This is a genomic window from Paenibacillus sp. (genome assembly GCF_035645195.1).
Taxonomy (GTDB): domain Bacteria; phylum Bacillota; class Bacilli; order Paenibacillales; family YIM-B00363; genus Paenibacillus_AE.
Genome location: NZ_DASQNA010000052.1, coordinates 1 through 15,686 on the forward strand (window position 1 = coordinate 1; position 15,686 = coordinate 15,686).

Annotated in this window: 16 protein-coding genes, 1 tRNA gene and 1 rRNA gene; 15 read left to right on the top strand and 3 right to left on the bottom strand. The window is 57.5% G+C overall.

The features are described from left to right. The 8 genes from VE009_RS26665 to glnA form a co-directional block, all read left to right on the top strand. A 23S ribosomal RNA gene (locus tag VE009_RS26665) occupies window positions 1-139 on the top strand; the annotation flags it as partial. Between the two features lie 52 nt (window positions 140-191). Next, window positions 192-266 (top strand) — tRNA-Gly (locus VE009_RS26670). Between the two features lie 154 nt (window positions 267-420). Beyond that, entirely contained in the window at window positions 421-1,122 is a 702-nt protein-coding gene (locus tag VE009_RS26675; protein ID WP_325013097.1) for a response regulator transcription factor, read from the top strand. A 36-nt stretch (window positions 1,123-1,158) separates the two neighbouring features. After that, complete coding sequence (locus VE009_RS26680; protein ID WP_325013098.1) at window positions 1,159-1,806, top strand: HD domain-containing protein; 648 nt, start codon at window positions 1,159-1,161, stop codon at window positions 1,804-1,806. A gap of 132 nt (window positions 1,807-1,938) precedes the next feature. Then, window positions 1,939-3,219, top strand: a complete 1,281-nt coding sequence (gene hflX / locus VE009_RS26685; protein ID WP_325013100.1) for a GTPase HflX — start codon at window positions 1,939-1,941, stop codon at window positions 3,217-3,219. Between the two features lie 37 nt (window positions 3,220-3,256). Further along, window positions 3,257-4,510 (top strand): aminotransferase class I/II-fold pyridoxal phosphate-dependent enzyme, encoded by a 1,254-nt coding sequence (locus VE009_RS26690; RefSeq protein ID WP_414694937.1) that lies wholly within the window; start codon window positions 3,257-3,259, stop codon window positions 4,508-4,510. A gap of 96 nt (window positions 4,511-4,606) precedes the next feature. Further along, window positions 4,607-5,017 carry a MerR family transcriptional regulator gene (locus tag VE009_RS26695; protein WP_325013101.1) on the top strand — a complete coding sequence of 137 codons (411 nt, stop codon included), beginning with the start codon at window positions 4,607-4,609 and terminating at the stop codon, window positions 5,015-5,017. 64 nt (window positions 5,018-5,081) lie between these two features. Further along, on the top strand, window positions 5,082-6,410 hold the full coding sequence (glnA, locus tag VE009_RS26700) for a type I glutamate--ammonia ligase (protein ID WP_325013103.1): 1,329 nt from the start codon (window positions 5,082-5,084) through the stop codon (window positions 6,408-6,410). Window positions 6,411-6,565: 155 nt separating this feature from the next. Here the strand turns inward: glnA and lexA are convergent, their stop codons facing one another. After that, window positions 6,566-7,186 carry a transcriptional repressor LexA gene (gene lexA / locus VE009_RS26705; RefSeq protein WP_325013105.1) on the bottom strand — a complete coding sequence of 207 codons (621 nt, stop codon included), beginning with the start codon at window positions 7,184-7,186 and terminating at the stop codon, window positions 6,566-6,568. Window positions 7,187-7,379: 193 nt separating this feature from the next. On the opposite strand from lexA, the gene VE009_RS26710 reads away from it, so the two are divergent. The 5 genes from VE009_RS26710 (at window position 7,380) to VE009_RS26730 (ending at window position 10,028) form a co-directional block, all read left to right on the top strand. Further along, window positions 7,380-7,745: a LysM peptidoglycan-binding domain-containing protein gene (locus tag VE009_RS26710; RefSeq protein ID WP_325013107.1), complete on the top strand. Its 366-nt coding sequence runs from the start codon at window positions 7,380-7,382 to the stop codon at window positions 7,743-7,745. A 124-nt stretch (window positions 7,746-7,869) separates the two neighbouring features. Then, window positions 7,870-8,055: a DUF896 domain-containing protein gene (locus tag VE009_RS26715; protein ID WP_325013109.1), complete on the top strand. Its 186-nt coding sequence runs from the start codon at window positions 7,870-7,872 to the stop codon at window positions 8,053-8,055. Between the two features lie 5 nt (window positions 8,056-8,060). Further along, entirely contained in the window at window positions 8,061-8,570 is a 510-nt protein-coding gene (locus VE009_RS26720) for a hypothetical protein (protein ID WP_325013110.1), read from the top strand. A gap of 6 nt (window positions 8,571-8,576) precedes the next feature. Next, window positions 8,577-9,359, top strand: coding sequence for an HAD family hydrolase (locus tag VE009_RS26725; RefSeq protein ID WP_325013112.1), 783 nt, complete (start codon window positions 8,577-8,579; stop codon window positions 9,357-9,359). Window positions 9,360-9,557: 198 nt separating this feature from the next. Then, window positions 9,558-10,028, top strand: a complete 471-nt coding sequence (locus VE009_RS26730) for an Hsp20/alpha crystallin family protein (protein ID WP_325013114.1) — start codon at window positions 9,558-9,560, stop codon at window positions 10,026-10,028. Window positions 10,029-10,053: 25 nt separating this feature from the next. On the opposite strand, the gene VE009_RS26735 is transcribed toward VE009_RS26730, so the two are convergent. Further along, complete coding sequence (locus VE009_RS26735) at window positions 10,054-10,596, bottom strand: acireductone dioxygenase (RefSeq protein WP_325013116.1); 543 nt, start codon at window positions 10,594-10,596, stop codon at window positions 10,054-10,056. A 179-nt stretch (window positions 10,597-10,775) separates the two neighbouring features. Between VE009_RS26735 and metH the strand changes: the two genes are divergently transcribed. Both metH and rnz read left to right on the top strand, forming a co-directional pair. Beyond that, window positions 10,776-14,222 (top strand): methionine synthase, encoded by a 3,447-nt coding sequence (gene metH / locus VE009_RS26740; protein ID WP_325013117.1) that lies wholly within the window; start codon window positions 10,776-10,778, stop codon window positions 14,220-14,222. A gap of 2 nt (window positions 14,223-14,224) precedes the next feature. After that, window positions 14,225-15,154: a ribonuclease Z gene (gene rnz, locus VE009_RS26745; RefSeq protein WP_325013118.1), complete on the top strand. Its 930-nt coding sequence runs from the start codon at window positions 14,225-14,227 to the stop codon at window positions 15,152-15,154. A gap of 91 nt (window positions 15,155-15,245) precedes the next feature. Here rnz and VE009_RS26750 read toward each other — a convergent pair whose 3' ends face one another. Further along, on the bottom strand, window positions 15,246-15,566 hold the full coding sequence (locus VE009_RS26750) for a YbjQ family protein (protein ID WP_325013119.1): 321 nt from the start codon (window positions 15,564-15,566) through the stop codon (window positions 15,246-15,248). Window positions 15,567-15,686 lie beyond the last annotated feature (120 nt).

Sequence of the window (15,686 nt, forward strand, 5' to 3'; positions counted from 1 at the left end):
CATCTAAGCGTGAAGCCCCCCTCAAGATGAGATTTCCCTGCTTGAAGACCCCATGTAGACGACGTGGTTGATAGGTTCGAGGTGGAAGCGCAGCAATGCGTGGAGCTGACGAATACTAATCGGTCGAGGACTTATCCAAAACGAATATTTCGTTCGATTCGCATCCAGTTTTCAAGGGGCAATCCCTTCATGCGGACGTGGCTCAGTGGTAGAGCATCGCCTTGCCAAGGCGAGGGTCGTGGGTTCGAATCCCATCGTCCGCTCCATACCTGTGAAATTGTAAAGCCTTGAGGAGCTCAAGGCTTTTTTTGCGCGTTTTTTCCGCAATTTTGAGATAAACAAACTGGCTCCCGGCTGCTAGAATTGATATACTGTTACATAGATTATACTAACCATATACAAAGGAAGACATGCAGCCTTATGGATAAGCCTCTAATACTGTTAGTGGACGACGATCGAGCGGTAAAGCAAGTCCTTGCGGAATCGTTGGAAGCGGAAGGACACAGCATCATCACGGCGGAAAACGGCATCGACGCGCTAAAGCTGATCGCAGAACACCAGTTCGACCTGATTCTACTGGACATTATGATGCCTCGCATGGACGGTTTGGAGCTATGCCAGAGAATTCGAGACCAATTTCCCGGACCGATCGTTATGATCAGCGGCCGGGATCGCAAGGCCGACAAGGTGATCGGATTGACGTTAGGAGCCGACGATTACATAACGAAGCCGTTCGAAATCGACGAAGTCGTGTCGCGGGTGAAAGCTCATTTGCGGCGCGAGCGCCGAGCCCGCAACGCGAGCAAAACTTCGGAACATGTTTTATCGTTCGACGGCGGCGCGCTGGTCATTCACAAAGATACGCATGAAGTCTATTTGCATTATAAGCGGTTGGATATCAGCACGAAGGAATTTCAAATTCTTTCTTATTTGGCCGAACATGCAGGAAAAGTGCTCTCTCGCGAAGAAATTTATGAAGCGATTTGGGGTACGCAGGATGCAGGCGACATCCACACTGTCACCGTTCATATCAAAAATTTGCGAGGGAAGCTCGTCGATCAGAATCGTTACATAAAAACGATATGGGGTTCCGGTTATAAGTTTACGGGTGAGAAGGATTAAACGGGGAAACAGCGTTCAGTCGAAAGGGAGAATCAGGTGGAACACGTAGTAGCGAATGCCGAACGATGGGCAAAGGAAAAATTGGGCGGAGACAGCAGCGGTCACGATTGGTGGCATATCGAGCGCGTTCGCAACATGGCGCTGCGGCTCGCGAACGAAACGGGAGCGGACGCTTTCGTTTGCGAGATGGCGGCGCTGTTGCACGATTTGGCGGACGAGAAGCTGTTCGGGGACGAGCAGCAAGGACTCCGCGACATTCGGGTGTGGTTGGAGGCGCAGGACGTGCCGCCCGTTACGGCCGACCATATCGTGGCCATAATCGCGAATTTGTCGTTCAAAGGCGGCGGGCGTTCCGGGATGCCGACGCTGGAAGGCCGCGTCGTGCAGGATGCGGATCGACTGGATGCGCTCGGAGCGGTCGGGATCGCCCGCACGTTCGCATACTCGGGTTGGAAGGGGCAGCCGATGCACGATCCGACGCTGCCGCCCCGAACGTCCATGACCGCCGAAGAATACCGCTCGGGGAAGAGCACGGCGGTCAACCATTTCTACGAAAAACTGCTGAAGTTGAAGTCGCTTATGAATACGGAGGAAGCGCGGGCGATCGCGGAGGAGCGTCATCGCTATATGGAAAGCTTCCTCGAACGGTTCGAAGCGGAGTGGAACGGACAAGACGCGCAATAATCCGAAGGCCTTCCGTCTGTCGGCACCGACGGGGGGCCTTTTGCGTGCCGCGAAACCGGTCAAGTGGAAATTGTTTGCGCGAGATGTTATGTTATGGGGGAGATTTCGCGCCGAAAGGGGTAATTTACATACATGAAGGCAAGTACGATGACGACCCAAACCGAGGTGGCGGACCGCGCCGTTTTAGTCAGCCTCGTCACCGGAGAAGAGAGCGACGAACTTAGCCGATATTCTCTGGAAGAGCTGGTGCGTCTGGCCGAAACCGCTGGCGTGGAAGTGTTGGCGACGACGATGCAAAAGCGCGATAAGCCCGATTCCAAGTGGTTTATCGGCAAGGGCAAGGTGGAGGAAGTACGCGAGCAGTTAATCGCGCTTGGCGGAAATACGGTCATTTTCAACCAGGAGCTGTCCGGGGGGCAAGTCCGCAATTTAGAGGAAGCGTTGGATGCGAAAATCATCGACCGGACGCAGCTCATTTTAGATATCTTCGCGCAGCGCGCCAAAACGAGGGAAGGAATTCTGCAGGTGGAGCTGGCGCAGCTCAGCTACTTGCTGCCGCGGCTAAGCGGCCAAGGCAAAAACTTGTCGCGTCTCGGCGGCGGCATCGGCACGCGCGGTCCCGGCGAAACGAAGCTGGAAACGGACCGCCGGCACATCCGAAACCGAATCTCCGAGCTCCGCCGACAGTTAGACGAGGTGATGCGGCATCGAAAACTGCATCGAGAACGGCGGAAAAAGAGCGGCGTATATCAGGTAGCGCTGGTCGGTTACACGAACGCTGGCAAATCGACGCTGCTCAACCGCCTGACGAAGTCGGACGTTTATGCGGAAAACCAGCTGTTCGCCACTCTAGACCCGACCTCGAGGAGCCTCCCGCTGCCGTCGGTCGGGGAAATCGTGCTGACGGACACCGTCGGTTTCATTCAGCAGCTGCCGCATGATTTGGTCGCCGCTTTCCGCGCTACGCTCGAAGAGGTGCTGGAAGCGGACTTGATCCTGCACGTAGTCGACGCGTCGTCCTCGATGCGGGAGGAGCATATCCGAGTCGTGGAAGACGTGTTGGAGGACCTCGGCGCGCAGGGGAAAGAAACGATTGTGATTTACAACAAAATCGACCAATGCACGCCGGCCGAGCGCGAAATGATCCCGACAGGCGACGACGCGCTGGCGATTTCCGCGTGGAACGACAGCGATTTGGCGTCGCTGCTCGAGGTGTTGGAACGCCGGCTGATGGGGGAGATCGTCCGGTTCCGGTTTCCTATCGAACGCGGCGATCTGATCGCCTTGGCGTACCGCGTCGGCGACGTGCTCGAATCGACGACGGAAGAGGACGCCGTTGCGTTGACGGTGAAGCTGCAGTCGAAGAGCTTTACGCCGCACGCGTCACGTTTGGAACCGTTTATCCTAGTATAATATTCATAAATGAAAGCTCGATGGGAGATAAATAGACATGATGGAGTTACATCCGAGATTGAAGGACGCCGTCGCCGCGGCGGAACGATTGGCGGAGCCGCGGCTTCGCGACATCGATCGGATGATCGACGAAAACCAATGGAAAACGATTCAAGCGTTCCAAAAGTTCAAAGTGAGCGATTTCCACTTCAGCGGCTCGACCGGGTACGGGTACAACGACCGGGGACGGGAAACGTTAGACGAAGTGTACGCGGCGGTGTTCGGAGCGGAGGCGGGTCTCGTTCGCCCGCACTTCGCATCCGGCACCCACACGATCGCTACCGCTTTGTTCGGCCTGCTTCGGCCGGGGGACGAGCTGATGTTCATCACGGGCTCGCCGTACGATACGCTGCATAAGGTTATCGGCTCCGAAGGGGACGGGACCGGCAGCCTGCGGGATTGGGGCGTGCGCTGCACGATCGTTCCGCTCACAGAGGACGGCGCCGTCGATTGGGCGGCCGTCGAAGCGGCTTGGAACCCGGCGGTGAAAGTCGTGGCGATGCAGCGTTCCCGCGGATACGCATGGCGGCCGTCTTTCACGGTCGCGCAGCTCGGGGAGATGGTCGAGCGGGTAAAGCGGCTTAACCCGAACGTCGTCACGTTCCTTGACAACTGTTACGGCGAATTCACGGAGACGAGAGAGCCGACCGAGGTCGGCGTCGATGTGATGGCGGGGTCGCTGATCAAAAACCCGGGCGGCGGAATCGCGCCGACCGGCGGCTATATCGTCGGCCGGAAGCGGCTCGTCGAGCTTGCGGCGTACCGCTTGACCGCGCCGGGCATCGGAGCGGAGGTCGGTTCGATGCTAGGTACGACCCGGGCGATTTACCAAGGGCTGTTCCTCGCCCCGCATGCGGTCGGACAAGCGCTCAAAGGAGCGGTGTTCGCTGCCGCGCTGTTCGAGTCGCTCGGCTTCGTCACGAATCCGAAATGGAACGACCCGCGCTCGGATTTGATTCAAGCGGTCCGGTTCGAGACGGCGAACCAGTTGATCGCGTTCGTGCAGAGCGTGCAGCGGGCGTCCGCCGTCGACTCGCATGTCGTGCCGGAGCCTTGGGACATGCCCGGCTACGAAAGTCCGGTCATCATGGCTGCGGGCACGTTCATTCAGGGCGGAAGCCTTGAATTAAGCGCCGACGCACCGATTCGGGAACCGTTCACGGCTTACATGCAGGGCGGCTTAACGTACTCTCACGTGAAGCTCGGCGTCATGTCCGCGATGCAGCGCATGATGGACGAAAGTATTTTGTAAATATTCATTACATATAACCTAACATAAATTGACAACTCTCCGTCATTTCGTTAAAATGTACAGTAGCACTTATAAACACTGGAAGGTTGATGTATAATGGGTGATGAAATTCGCCGCAACATGGCGTTGTTTCCCATCGGAATCGTCATGAAGCTGACCGATTTGACGGCGAGACAAATTCGTTACTATGAGCAGCACGAACTCATTATGCCGGCGCGAACATCCGGGAACCAACGACTGTTCTCTTTTAACGACGTCGAACGTTTGCTCGAGATTAAGTCCTTGATCGAGAAAGGCGTCAATATTGCAGGCATCAAGCAAGTACTGTCGCCGGTCAACAAGGAATCGGACGACGCGACGGTGCTCAACGAGCACACTGAAGTCAAGCGCCGTGAATTGACCGACAAGCAGCTGCACAAGATGTTGAAGCAGCAATTGCTCGGCGGCAACCGCAGGGGGCAAGTGTCGCTCATTCAGGGCGAGCTGTCCCGGTTCTTCAATTCTTAGCGGGAGAGACGTCGTAAGACGTTTTTCTTTTGGCTAATTTAATTTGTCGATGGGAGAGATCGCATTGGGTTACACGAAGGAAGACATTTTACGCATTGCGAAGGAAGAGAACGTTCGTTTCATTCGTTTGCAATTTACGGACTTAATGGGCATCATCAAAAACGTGGAAATTCCGGTCAGCCAGCTGGAGAAGGCGCTCGACAACAAAATGATGTTCGACGGTTCTTCCATCGAAGGCTACGTCCGCATCGAAGAATCCGATATGTATTTGTATCCGGATTTGGATACGTGGGTGATTTTCCCTTGGGTGACGGAAGATCGCGTCGCGCGATTGATTTGCGATATTTACATGCCGGACGGCACGCCGTTCGCGGGCGACCCGCGGGGCATCCTGAAGCGGGCGCTGCGCGAAGCGCAGGAGATGGGCTTCTCGACGATGAACGTGGGGCCGGAGCCGGAGTTTTTCTTGTTTAAGACGGACGAGAAAGGCAACCCCACGCTGGAGACGAACGATCAGGGCGGGTATTTCGACCTTGCGCCGACGGACCTCGGCGAAAACTGCCGCCGCGAAATCGTTCTCGTGCTTGAGAAAATGGGCTTCGAAATCGAGGCGTCCCATCATGAAGTCGCGCCGGGACAGCACGAGATCGATTTCAAATATTCGGACGCGATCCATGCGGCCGACCAAATCCAAACGTTCAAGCTCGTCGTCAAGACGATCGCCCGCAAATATAATTTGCACGCGTCGTTCATGCCGAAGCCGCTGTTCGGGATGAACGGTTCCGGCATGCACTGCCACCAGTCGCTGTTCCAGGGCGACGCGAACGCGTTCTATGACGAGAGCGACCGTCTCGGTCTTAGCGCGACGGCGCGCCATTACATGGCCGGCGTGCTCCGCCACGCGCGCAGCTTCGCGGCGATCACGAACCCGACGGTGAACTCCTACAAGCGTCTCGTTCCGGGCTACGAAGCTCCTGTGTACGTCGCTTGGTCTGCGAGCAACCGTTCGCCGATGATCCGTATTCCGGCGTCGCGGGGCCTCAGCACCCGCATCGAGGTGCGCAACCCGGACCCGGCGGCGAACCCGTACCTCGCGCTGGCTGTCATGCTGGCGGCAGGCCTCGACGGCATCCGCAACAAGCTGCCGCTCCCGGCGCCGGTCGACCGGAACATCTACATCATGAGCGAGGACGAGCGGGAATCCGCGGGCATCCCGAGCTTGCCGGCGAGCCTCAAGGAAGCGCTCGACGAGCTGCTCGGCGACGAAGTGATTTGCGACGCGCTCGGCGATCATGCGCTCGCGCACTTCATCGAGCTGAAAGAAATCGAGTGGGATATGTACCGTACCCAAGTCCATCAATGGGAACGCGACCAATACTTGTCCTTGTATTAAAACGAAACAACCCTCGACGCCTACGGCTTCGGGGGTTGTTTTTTGGTTTGTTCGACTTGCAGGTGGCGCGTCGATAGGGCTGCGTCCGCGTTATATGAGTAATGCCGAAAAAACCCGTGCCGGCGAGTTACCTCGCTGCACGGGTTTGGTTACGTTTAATGCAATTCGCGGAAGATGCCGATCACTTTGCCGAGTACGGTAACGTGCTTGTAACGCAGCGGTTCCATCGTCGGGTTTTCCGGCTGCAGGCGGATGTGGTCGCGTTCTTTGTAGAACGTCTTCACCGTCGCTTCATCGTCCTCGGTCATCGCGACGACAATATCTCCGTTCGAAGCCGTCTGCTGCTGACGGACGATAACGTAGTCGCCGTCCATAATGCCGGCCTCGATCATACTGTCGCCGACGACGGACAACATAAACACCTCGTCGTCCTTCACCATATGGGTCGGAAGCGGGAAATATTCTTCGATATTCTCTACGGCCGTAATCGGTTGTCCTGCCGTCACTTTGCCGACGAGCGGAACGCGGGATACGGCAAGGCGAACGAGCTCGCGCTCGTCGTCGTCGCCGAGCAGCTCGATCGCGCGGGGCTTCGTCGGGTCTCTTCGAATGAACCCTTTCTTCTCCAGTCGATCGAGATGTCCGTGCACCGTCGAGCTGGATGCCAAACCGACAGCCTCGCCGATTTCGCGAACGGAAGGAGGATAACCTTTCTCACGAACTTCGCTTCTTATAAATTCTAAAATTGCTTGTTGCCGGTTTGACAGCTTCGTCAAGTTCGATCACTCCAAGGATTGGTAATAAATTATAGAAATTATAACACAGAACCGGAGTTCGTACAAACATAAGTTCGAGTTTTGCAAAAAAATAAGAACAATTGTTCCTGAAATGCGTTGACACAAACGGATGTTCGTGTTATTTTGTTAACAGAACAGATGTTCCGGAATACACGTTTGGGGGACGATACCAATGAGAACGAACTTACATAAGAAGCAAGCAGCGAAGCAAGCGAGAAATACGTTTTTTATCCGATTGGCGTTGGCGCTCGTATTCATCGGACTAGGCGCGACGTCCGGAGTCATGCTCCACGCCAGCGCCATGAATCAAGGGCTGACGTCGACGTCGGAAGCTGCGGCAGCAGAAGAACCGACGAAGAGCTACGTCTTGGACGAGATGCCGATTCTATGCGTAGAGCCGGGCGATACGCTGTGGGATATCGCGGAGGAGTATGCGCCTGAAGGCGTCTCGGTGAAGGCGTATGTGAAGCAAATCATGATTGCGAACAGTTTGGAACAAGCCGCTTTGGAAGTCGGGCAAGTACTCCGTCTGCCATAACGCCATAACGGCGAAGAACGCCGCCGCATGCCCCCGTGAGGGCGTGCGGCTTCTTCGTTTTCGCGCCTTGACTTCGAAGTTGCTCCTATGTCAAAGTAGGTGGAAGAAGAAAGGGGGAGTCATCATGGTATCCGCTCGCGTACTCCGCATCAACGAGCTCGCGCGCAAGCAGAAGACGGTCGGTTTGACGGATGACGAGAAAGTGGAACAGGCCGAGCTGCGCAAAGGTTATATCGACGATCTGAAAAACTCGCTCCGGCAGCAGTTGGATGCGATTGAATTTGTAGAAGACGATAACAAAAAGGACTGAGACGGATGTCCCGCAGATGGGAACGCATGGTGGAGAAAAATCAGAAGCGGTTGAATCAAACGCGCGTGAAGCATGGCCAGTCGCCGATCGGCACGCAGGACGGCGCGATTAAAGGAAGAAGCTGGGTATTTCCGCTCGCGCTTGCGACGGCCGGCTTATTGTTCGCTTTTACGATGCCGGCGGAACGCTCCGGTGACTCGTTGTATGTCATTACGGTCATTCTTTATTTGCTGCTGGCGGTTTTCCATTACTTCGTGCGCAGGCCTTACTTGAAGGTGAGTAAGAACGCGCTGACGTGGCGCACCTATACGGGCGAGAAGACCGCGACGGCGGGCGATATCGCCTCGATCCAAGTCGGCGACAACCAGTCGTCCGTTCTGCTGAAGGACGGGAAGACGAAGCGTTCGTTCTCGAAGGTGTATCATTTGTATCCGATGGACCGGATCAACGAGGCGCTGACGCAATTCGCCGCCGCGCACCAAATCCCTTTACACCGTAGCACGAAGGAGACTTAATTCGCGATGAATAAGAAAGCCGTACTTTTTGACTTAGACGACACGCTGCTGTGGGACGAGCGTTCCGTTCAGGAAGCGTTCGATATGACGTGCCGGGAGGCGGCGGAGGCGGCGGGAGTCGATCCGAAAGCGCTGGAGCTCGCCGTTCGCAAAGAGGCTCGAGCGCTATATGAGAGCTACGAGACGTTCCCGTTCACCCAAATGATCGGCATTAACCCGTTCGAAGGACTATGGGGCAACTTCCGCGAGGGTGCCGCGCCGGAATTCCGCATAATGGAGCGCATCGCGCCGCAATATCGCGCCGAATCGTGGACTCGCGGCTTGCGAGCGCTCGGCGTCGACGACCCCGAACTCGGGGCGAAGCTTGGCGAGAGGTTCCCTGCGATCCGACGGACGCTCGCGTACGTATACGAAGAAACGTACGAAGTTCTTGATGCGCTTAAGGGCAACGTGAAGCTGCTGCTGCTGACGAACGGCTCGCCGGATCTCCAGAAGGAGAAGCTCACAGGCGTTCCGAAGCTGGCGCCGTACTTCGATCATATTATCATTTCCGGCGATTTCGGCCGGGGCAAGCCCGATCCGTCCATCTTCCGCCATGCGGTCGAGCTGCTCGGCATCGATCCGTCCGAGGGAATTATGATCGGCGACAAGCTGACGACCGACATTCTCGGGTCGAGCCGAATCGGCATGGACAACATCTGGATCAATCACCATGGAGCCGAAATCGGCGAGCATGTGCCGCCGAAGCATACGGTGACCCGTTTGAAGGACATCTTGTCGATCGTATAACGAATAACGCTATGATATCCTATCGGCCGCGGACGACTCCGCGGCTTATTTTAACATCATAAATTTGTAAGTTTCGCTGACTTCGGAGCGAGTAATTCTATACCAAGAAAAACTTCCGAAGTTTTTTATACGAACGCCCTGGCCTATTCGTGAATACAGTAACCGTAACTAGGCAATCGCGGAGGAGGTCTAATTCGCGTGGGCGGCGTATGGAGAAACGGGCAATTTCGTAACGGGTGGAAGTCTTTCGAGAACGCCGTGCGGAGCGCGCTGGCGACGATGCGCGAAGCGCCTTCCGTTCGGGGAGAATACGAGTGGGATCGGCTGCTGCAGGAGTCGCTCGCGTACTTGGAGCGGCATCGCGCTTCGGGCTATACGTGGGACTGCTTCGAAACGTTCCGTTCGGTCATTGTACGCGTCACGCTGCCGGCGGATGATCGCGGGAAGCTGCCGAACGTGCAGATCGACGGGCGCAAACTGACGCTCGCGGGCCTTCCCGGCAAGCTGGACGAGACGGTGACGCTTCCGGCGGCCGTCAGCGCGAGACGGGTCAAAGCCGACTATTCGGACGGCGTACTGGAAATCCGGCTGAGGAAAAAGCCGGCGCTGCGGGCGATTCGCAGCGTTCCGCTTCGCGTCAGCGCAAAAAAATCCCCTTCGGCTCGATAACCGAAGGGGACGGTATGGCGGCGGGTTACGCCTTCTGGAATTCCGGGTCCGCGTACGGGTGCGCGATCCAGCCTTCCGTCTCGATGAACAGGCGAACCGCGACGATTTGGCGGTTTTCCATCAGGGTAAAGAAGTGCGGCTTATGCTCCGGTACGGAGATAACGTCGCCGGCTTCGAGCTCGACGTCGAAGTAACCGACATCTTCCGTTCCTTTGATGATGAAGATGCCGCGACCCGCCGTGATGGCGCGCACTTCGTCTTCCGTGTGGGTGTGGACGTTTTCGAATTTCTTGAGGAGCTCTTCCAGGTTCGGCGTCGCGTCGGACAAGGCGACGATGTCCCATGTCCGGTAGCCGCGGCGGCTTGCCAGGTCGCGGATTTCCGCGTCGAACGTGGACAAAATTTCGTTCTTCTCTTCGTCGCTGAGGACGAACTTCTCTCTCAGGTGCTCCGGAAGCTTGGACGGATCCCAATGCTCGTACAAAACTTCTTGGCTGTTCAAAAAGGCGCGGACGTTTTCTTCGCCCGTAATGCGCTCGTTCGTGTTGCGGATGCGAATCTCTGCCATCGCAAATCCCTCTTTTCTTAATCATTAGCTATTTAGAATCATTCTAAAATTAGACTTCAATCGATTCGATTATAAGATATTTTTCTGCGGATGTCATCCGATTCGATAAAGAACTTTTCGAATTCCGAGCATTTTGCTATACTTTTAAAATTAATGCGTGATAGGGGCAGGGGGCGCTCATGATGAAACCGACGATCGAGCGGCAATTAGAGAAAAAGATCTTAATTATAGACGGCGCCATGGGCACGATGATTCAGCAGGCGGATTTGACGGCGGCCGATTTCGGCGGGGACGAGCTCGAGGGCTGCAATGAAATGCTGTGCATCACGAAGCCGGATCTCATCCGCGACATCCACGAAGCGTACTTCGCGGCCGGCGCGGACATCGTCGAGACGAACAGCTTCGGATCGACCAGCGTCGTCCTTGCGGAATACGACATTCCGCATATGGCGCGCGAATTGAATTTGGCTGCGGCGCGGCTCGCGAAGGAAGCGGCGGACAAGTATTCGACGCCGGAATGGCCGCGGTATGTCGCCGGCGCGATGGGACCGACGACGAAGACGCTGTCGGTGACCGGCGGCGTTACGTTCGACGGCCTGGTGGAGTCGTACTATGAACAGGCGCTCGCGCTGATCGAGGGCGGGGTCGACGCGCTGCTGCTCGAGACGTCGCAGGATACGCTGAACGTCAAAGCGGGCAGCATCGGCATCCGGAAAGCGTTCGAGACGACAGGTATCCGACTGCCGATCATGATTTCCGGCACGATCGAGCCAATGGGCACGACGCTGGCGGGGCAAAACATCGAGTCGTTCCTCGTGTCGCTCGAGCATTTGAAGCCGATATCGATCGGTCTCAACTGCGCGACGGGACCGGAGTTCATGAAGGACCACATTCGGACGCTGGCGAAGCTGACGGATGCGGCGGTCTCCTGCTACCCGAACGCGGGCTTGCCGGACGAGAACGGCAACTACCACGAGTCGCCGGAATCGCTCGCGAAGAAGATGGCCGGCTTCGCCGAGCAAGGCTGGCTTAACATCGCCGGCGGTTGCTGCGGCACGACGCCGGAACATATCCGCGCCATGGCGGAAGAGCTCGGCCGGTTCCAGCCGCGTGCGCGCGCGGGCGAACACCCGCCGGCGGTATCCGGCATCGAGACGGTGTATCTCGAAGAGGACAGCCGTCCGCTCATGGTCGGGGAACGCACGAACGTAATCGGCTCGCGTAAGTTCAAGCGGCTCATTTTCGAAGGGAAGTTCGAGGAAGCTTCCGAGATCGCCCGCGCTCAGGTGAAGAGCGGAGCGCACATCATCGACGTCAACCTTGAGGATACCGAGCTTGACGAGAAGAAGGCGATGGCCGAATTCCTCCAGCTCGTCACGAAGAAAGTGAAAGTGCCGCTCATGCTCGACTCGACGAACGCCGAAGTGCTTGAGATCGGCCTTAAATATTCGCAGGGTAAAGCGATCATCAACTCGATCAACATGGAGGACGGGCTCGAACGGTTCGAGAAGGTCGTGCCGCTCATCCACAAATACGGCGCGGCGGTCGTCGTCGGCCTCATCGACGAGAAAGGGATGGCCGTTTGGGCGGAGGACAAGCTGCGCGTCGCGAAACGGTCGTACGACATTCTCGTCAATCAATACGGCGTCAACCCGCGCGACATTATTTTCGACCCGAACGTGTTCCCGGTCGGCTCCGGCGATCCGCAGTACATCGGTTCGGCGAAAGCGACGATCGACGGCATCCGGCTCATTAAGGAGCATTTCCCGGAGTCCTCGTCGATTCTCGGCATCAGCAACATCTCGTTCGGCTTGCCGCCGGCGGGCCGCGAGGTGCTGAACTCCGTGTTCTTGTATCATAATACGAAGGCGGGCCTCGGCTACGCGATCGTTAATACGGAGAAGCTGGAGCGCTACGCGTCGATCCCGGAAGAAGAACGGAAGCTCGCGGAGGACCTCATTTTCCAAACGAGCGACGAGACGCTTGCCGCGTTCGTCGCGTACTTCCGGGAAAAGAAGGTCGAGAAAAAAGAAAAGACGAGCACGCTTTCGCTCGAGGAGCGGCTCGCGTCTTATATCGTCGAAGGCACGAAGGAAGGGCTTATTCCGGACCTCGACGAAGCGTTGAAAACGGCGACGCCGCTCGAGATCATTAACGGGCCGCTTATGGCGGGCATGGACGAGGTCGGCCGGCTGTTCAACAACAATGAGCTGATCGTCGCGGAAGTGCTGCAGAGCGCCGAAGTCATGAAGGCCGCGGTATCGCATCTGGAGCCGTTCATGGAGAAATCGGAGTCGAGCGTCAAGGGCACGATCATGCTGGCGACGGTCAAAGGCGACGTGCATGACATCGGCAAAAACTTGGTCGAGATCATCCTGACGAACAACGGCTACAAAATCATCAACCTCGGTATCAAGGTGCCGCCGGAGCAGCTGATCGAAGCATACAGGAAGGAAAAGCCGGACGCGATCGGCCTCTCGGGCCTCTTGGTCAAATCGGCGCAGCAGATGGTCACGACCGCGCAGGATTTGAAGGCGGCCGGCGTCGACGTGCCGATTCTCGTCGGCGGCGCGGCGCTGTCGCGCAAATTCACGAAGACGCGCATCGCCCCCGAGTACGACGGACTCGTCCTGTACGCGAAGGATGCGATGGACGGCCTCGATATCGCGAACAAGATCATGAACCTTGAAGAACGGGAGCGCCTCATCGCGGAGCTTCGCGAAGCGATAGAGTCGGACGTGAAGGAGTCGGGCAAGAAGGAGAAAGCGGGGCCGTCGTCCGACGCGCCGAAGGTGTCGAACGTGTCCCGCGACGTTCCGGTGCAGGTGCCGAAAGATACGGAACGGCACATTCTGCGCGATTACCCGATCGCGCATCTGCTGCCGTACGTGAACATGCAGATGCTGCTCGGCCACCACTTGGGGCTGAAGGGCAAAGTCGCGACGCTGCTCGAGGAACGCGATCCGAAGGCGCTGCAGCTGAAGAGCGTCGTCGACGACATTTTCGAGGACGCCATCAAGAACGGAACGATCAAAGCGAACGGCATGTACCGTTTCTTCCCGGCGCAGTCGCGCGGCAACGACGTCATCGTGTACGATCCGGAGGACCGCAGCCGCGTGCTGCAGACGTTCACGTTCCCGCGCCAAGACGTCGAGCCGTATTTGTGTCTCGCCGATTACCTGAAGTCGGTCGACAGCGGAGAGATGGACTACGTCGGCTTCCTCGTCGTGACGGCGGGCGCCGGCATCCGCGACCTTGCGGAGTCGTATAAGCAGAAGGGCGAATATCTGCTGTCCCACGCCGTTCAGGCGGTCGCGTTAGAGACGGCCGAAGCGTTCGCCGAACGCGTTCACCAACTGATGCGCGACGTATGGGGAATTCCGGATCCGGCGAACCTAACGATACAAGGGTTGTTCGCGGCTAAATATCGAGGGCAGCGGTTCTCCTTCGGGTATCCGGCGTGCCCGAACCTGGAGGATCAAGCGCCGCTGTTCGAGCTGATGAAGCCGGCGGACATCGGAGTCGAGCTGACGGACAGCTTTATGATGGAGCCGGAAGCGTCCGTCTCGGCGATCGTCTTCTCGCATCCGGAAGCCCGATATTTTAACGTGGATAAGGCGGAGTAACGGTGGAATTGTATTTTCTTGGCACGGGAGCGGGGATGCCGACGCGCAAGCGGAACGTCACCTCGGTCGCGCTCAACCTTATGACGGAGCGCGGCGTCGTATGGCTGTTCGACGCGGGCGAGGGGACGCAGCACCAAATGCTCCAATCGCCCATCAAACCGGGCAAAATCGAGTTCTTGTTTCTGACCCATCTGCACGGCGACCATTCGTACGGCGTGCCGGGACTGCTGTCGAGCCGTTCGTACCAAGGCGGGGAAACGCCGCTGACGATTTTCGGCCCGCCGGGCACCCGCCATTTCGTCGAGACGGTGCTCGAGGTGAGCGGGACGCATCTCGAATACGAGGTGCGCATCGAAGAGATCGGCGAAGGCGTCGTGTTCGAGGACGAGCAGTTTCGCGTCACGGCCGCCAAGCTGGAGCATCGGATCGAGTCGTACGGCTTCCGCATCGAGGAGAAGGACGTCCCCGGGGCGCTCGACAGCGCGCGGCTGGCGCGGGAGGGCGTGCCGGCGGGGCCGCTGTACGCGAAGCTGAAGCGGGGCGAGTCGGTGACGTTGCCGGACGGGCGCACGATCGACGGCGCGAAGTACGTCGGCGCGCCGCAGCGAGGGCGCATCGTCGCGATCTTCGGCGACACGCGCCCGTGCCCGAGCGAGCTGGCGCTGGCGCAGGGGGCGGACGTGCTCGTGCACGAGGCGACGTATATGCACGAGCGGGCGGACAACGCGCACCGCTACTTCCACACGACGGCGACGCAGGCGGCGGAGCTCGCGGTTCGCGCGGGCGTCGGGGCGCTCGTCATGACCCATCTGTCGTCGAGGTATCAGGACGAGAGCGTCCATCATTTGCTCGAGGAAGCGCGGGCCATTTTCCCGCATTCCCACGTGGCCGAAGATTTTTGGTCGTACGCGATTCCGCGCCGGGACGATTAATCTCATAAGCGAAAAAGGCGAACCCGCCGACGAACGGAGCACATGTCTCCGATTCGCCGGACGGGTTCGCCTTTTTATTTACGGATCTCGACTATGCCTGTTCCGTGCGCACCGCCGTGCCGCTGACCGTCACCATCAGCATGCCTTCGCGGACGACTTCGTAGTCGATGTCGATGCCGACGACCGCGTTCGCGCCGAGGCTGCGAGCGTAGCTTTGCATCTCTTGGATCGCGATTTCGCGCGCTTCCTTCAGCTTCTGCTCGTAGGCGCCGGAACGGCCGCCGACGATGTCGGTGATCGAGGCGAACAGGTCGCGTACGATGTTCGCGCCCATAATGGCTTCGCCGTTTACGATCCCGAGATATTCTACGATTTTTTGGCCTTCGATCGCATTCGTTGTCGTAATAATCATGAAATCATGCCTCCTAAGATTTTGCAGCTTGCTCGGTATTACGTTTCGCGCGCGCCAAACGTTTCGTCCCTTACAAAATATTTAAATGATTAACGATAAAAGTTAACGGAACGCTGGTAC

Bases quoted from the DNA above. Each gene is read 5' to 3' on its own strand.
- VE009_RS26675 (WP_325013097.1), top strand. From the start codon at position 421: ATGGATAAGCCTCTAATACTGTTAGTGGACGACGATCGAGCGGTAAAG.
- VE009_RS26725 (WP_325013112.1), top strand. From the start codon at position 8,577: ATGAATAAGAAAGCCGTACTTTTTGACTTAGACGACACGCTGCTGTGG.
- VE009_RS26735 (WP_325013116.1), bottom strand. From the start codon at position 10,596: ATGGCAGAGATTCGCATCCGCAACACGAACGAGCGCATTACGGGCGAA.
- VE009_RS26750 (WP_325013119.1), bottom strand. From the start codon at position 15,566: ATGATTATTACGACAACGAATGCGATCGAAGGCCAAAAAATCGTAGAA.
- VE009_RS26710 (WP_325013107.1), top strand. From the start codon at position 7,380: ATGAGAACGAACTTACATAAGAAGCAAGCAGCGAAGCAAGCGAGAAAT.
- VE009_RS26695 (WP_325013101.1), top strand. From the start codon at position 4,607: ATGGGTGATGAAATTCGCCGCAACATGGCGTTGTTTCCCATCGGAATC.
- VE009_RS26690 (WP_414694937.1), top strand. From the start codon at position 3,257: ATGATGGAGTTACATCCGAGATTGAAGGACGCCGTCGCCGCGGCGGAA.
- hflX (WP_325013100.1), top strand. From the start codon at position 1,939: ATGAAGGCAAGTACGATGACGACCCAAACCGAGGTGGCGGACCGCGCC.
- metH (WP_325013117.1), top strand. From the start codon at position 10,776: ATGATGAAACCGACGATCGAGCGGCAATTAGAGAAAAAGATCTTAATT.
- VE009_RS26720 (WP_325013110.1), top strand. From the start codon at position 8,061: ATGTCCCGCAGATGGGAACGCATGGTGGAGAAAAATCAGAAGCGGTTG.
- VE009_RS26715 (WP_325013109.1), top strand. From the start codon at position 7,870: ATGGTATCCGCTCGCGTACTCCGCATCAACGAGCTCGCGCGCAAGCAG.